We start from the raw sequence: 2,456 nt of genomic DNA, 5'->3' as shown, positions 1-2,456 counted from the left end.
GCATTTCGGGAAGATGTTCCTTACAAGCTGCCACCACATCCCCATCGATATCGATCATCATCACTTTTTCGATTGTTTTCCAACGCAATAACTCCCGCGTTGTCGCACCTTCACCACCTCCCAGAATTAAAGCAGTTTTTGCTTCTTGGTGGGCAATCATTGCCGGTTGCACTAATGCTTCATGATAAATAAATTCATCCCCCGTACAAGATTGCCATTTCCCATCCAGTACCAAGGCTTTTCCATAGGCCCCCGACTCAACAATATACATCTCCTGAAAAGCGGTTTTTTTGTAGGCTAAAATCCGCGAAACCCCATGACTATAAATGTCCCAGGGGGTAATATATTCGTTAACCCATAGATCCGCTTTTAGTTCACTTCCTGCCATAACTAATCCTCCTTGGGGTGAAAAAGGCACGATCTATTATTATACAACAATTGACAAAATTCGATCGATAACCTGAAATTATCTCCCAGTTATCCCGAAACTGCCGATAATCGATCGCTGAAAAACGGTAAGCTAGAAAAGATTAAGTAAGTAGTTATAATTAAATTGAAGATAGATTTTGCCTCTGATCCCCCCGCCCCCCTTGATAAGGGGGGTGTCGATCCCCCCTTAATCCCGCCTTGATAAGGGGAGTGCTGATCCCCCCTTAATCCCCCCTTGATAAGGGGGGTGCTGATCCCCCCTTAATCCCCCCTTGATAAGGGGGGTATTTGATAATTTTTAACGCCTAACTACTTAGCGAACAGTAAACTTCTAGCCACTAACCTATGACCAAAAACGAGACTACCGAGAAAAAGATTTTTCTCCTAGATTTTGAAAAACCCCTCTACGAATTAGAATCCCGCATCGAACAGATTAAAGAATTAGCCCAAGAAAATAGCGTAGATGTCTCGGAACAAATTAGTCAACTAGACGAACGAGCTAATCAATTACGTCGTGAGATTTTTAGCAATCTCACCCCTTCCCAAAGGCTACAATTAGCCCGTCATCCCCGGCGCCCCAGTACCCTAGACTATATTCAGGCAATCACCGATGAATGGTTCGAGTTGCACGGGGATCGCTGTGGTTACGACGATCCCGCTCTTGTGGGTGGTGTTGCCCGTTTTAACGGTCGTCCCGTGGTGATTATCGGGCATCAAAAAGGCCGGGATACTAAGGATAATGTGGCTAGAAATTTCGGCATGGCTGCCCCCGGTGGTTATCGTAAAGCCATGCGTTTAATGGAACACGCCCATCAGTTTAATCAGCCAATTTTAACCTTTATTGACACCCCTGGAGCCTGGGCGGGGGTAGAAGCGGAAAAATTAGGTCAAGGGGAAGCGATCGCCTATAATCTCCGGGAGATGTTCCGTTTAGATGTGCCGATCATTTGTACTGTTATTGGCGAAGGTGGTTCCGGCGGTGCTTTGGGTATTGGGGTCGGCGATCGCCTATTAATGTTAGAGCATTCTGTCTATACCGTGGCGACTCCCGAAGCTTGTGCCGCCATTCTCTGGAAAGATGCCAAAAAATCCGATAAAGCAGCAGTGGCCCTCAAAATTACCTCAAAAGATTTAAAAGAGTTAAATATTATCGATCAGATCGTTCCTGAACCCTCCAGAGGGGCCCATGCTGATCCGATTAAAGCGGCAGCCAATTTAAAAGCCGCTATTAATGAAAATTTAGAGGCTTTATCTGTGTTAACTCCCCAACAACGGCGCGAATCTCGTTATCAAAAATTCCGCAATTTAGGCGTATTTTTAGAAGCTACAGCTTAATCAGTGAGCAGTGATCAGTTACGGCAAATTGTGTTTAAAAAGTAGAAGCATTCGGATAGGAAATCTACGGTTTCAGCGATAGGTTATTGCCCCAATGCTTCGCCCCTACTTTCAAAATCTTGCACCTGCTTCGCAAAAAAGCCCCAAACCCCTTACCTCGTCTATATTTTACCTTTATTAAGCAAACCCTAATTAGTCCGATTATTTCCGAGTTATTATTGGTAAATTAATCTTACCAATTAAAAGGTCCCAAAGCCCGATCGTTGTAATCGCCACCCTCGACAATAAAATGAATGACCATCGATTTACGGGTTAGCAGGTTATTATTAATCTTCCCACCACCATGAATTAACATTCCGTGCCAGAGAAGAATCTCTCCTTTTTTAGCAGTAAATGATTGACAGTCATAATTCTGGGCGCGCTGGTTAACATAATCTTGGTATTGGGGAATTTGAGCGGCCGTAATATTTTTAAGATTGACGGCGGGATAGTCTGGAAAAAAGTCAGTTACTTTGATATTTTTATGAGATTTAGGATAAAAAATTAGCGGGCCAGCATCGGCGGAAATATCTTCCAAGGCAATCCAAACACCGACTAAATGATTAGCAGGATGAACATAAAAAACTGCCATATCCTCGTGCAGCCCCTGCTCTGTACCGTGCAGGAAGTTGATGGAATATCTCGGTTCGCAG

Annotated in this window: 3 protein-coding genes; 1 reads left to right on the top strand and 2 read right to left on the bottom strand. The window is 44.1% G+C overall.

The genetic code is table 11. The annotated features are described in order from the left end of the window. A partial coding sequence (locus O9324_RS15480) for a spermine/spermidine synthase domain-containing protein (RefSeq protein WP_502846586.1) occupies positions 1-388 on the bottom strand: 388 nt, incomplete at its 3' end. 386 nt (positions 389-774) lie between these two features. Here O9324_RS15480 and accA point away from each other — a divergent pair. Continuing rightward, entirely contained in the window at positions 775-1,764 is a 990-nt protein-coding gene (gene accA, locus O9324_RS15475; protein WP_287628915.1) for an acetyl-CoA carboxylase carboxyl transferase subunit alpha, read from the top strand. Positions 1,765-1,996: 232 nt separating this feature from the next. Here the strand turns inward: accA and O9324_RS15470 are convergent. Then, positions 1,997-2,456: phytanoyl-CoA dioxygenase family protein (locus O9324_RS15470; RefSeq protein WP_288140640.1), on the bottom strand; the 460-nt coding region annotated here is incomplete at its 5' end.

This window comes from Microcystis sp. LE19-84.1B (genome assembly GCF_027531875.1).
Taxonomy (GTDB): domain Bacteria; phylum Cyanobacteriota; class Cyanobacteriia; order Cyanobacteriales; family Microcystaceae; genus Microcystis; species Microcystis panniformis.
The sequence above is the reverse complement of the archived record's forward strand: the minus strand, read 5'-3'. Positions and strand labels throughout refer to the sequence as shown.

What these genes read in the sequence shown, in the direction of transcription:
- accA (WP_287628915.1), top strand. Translation starts at nt 775, where the DNA reads ATGACCAAAAACGAGACTACCGAGAAAAAGATTTTTCTCCTAGATTTT.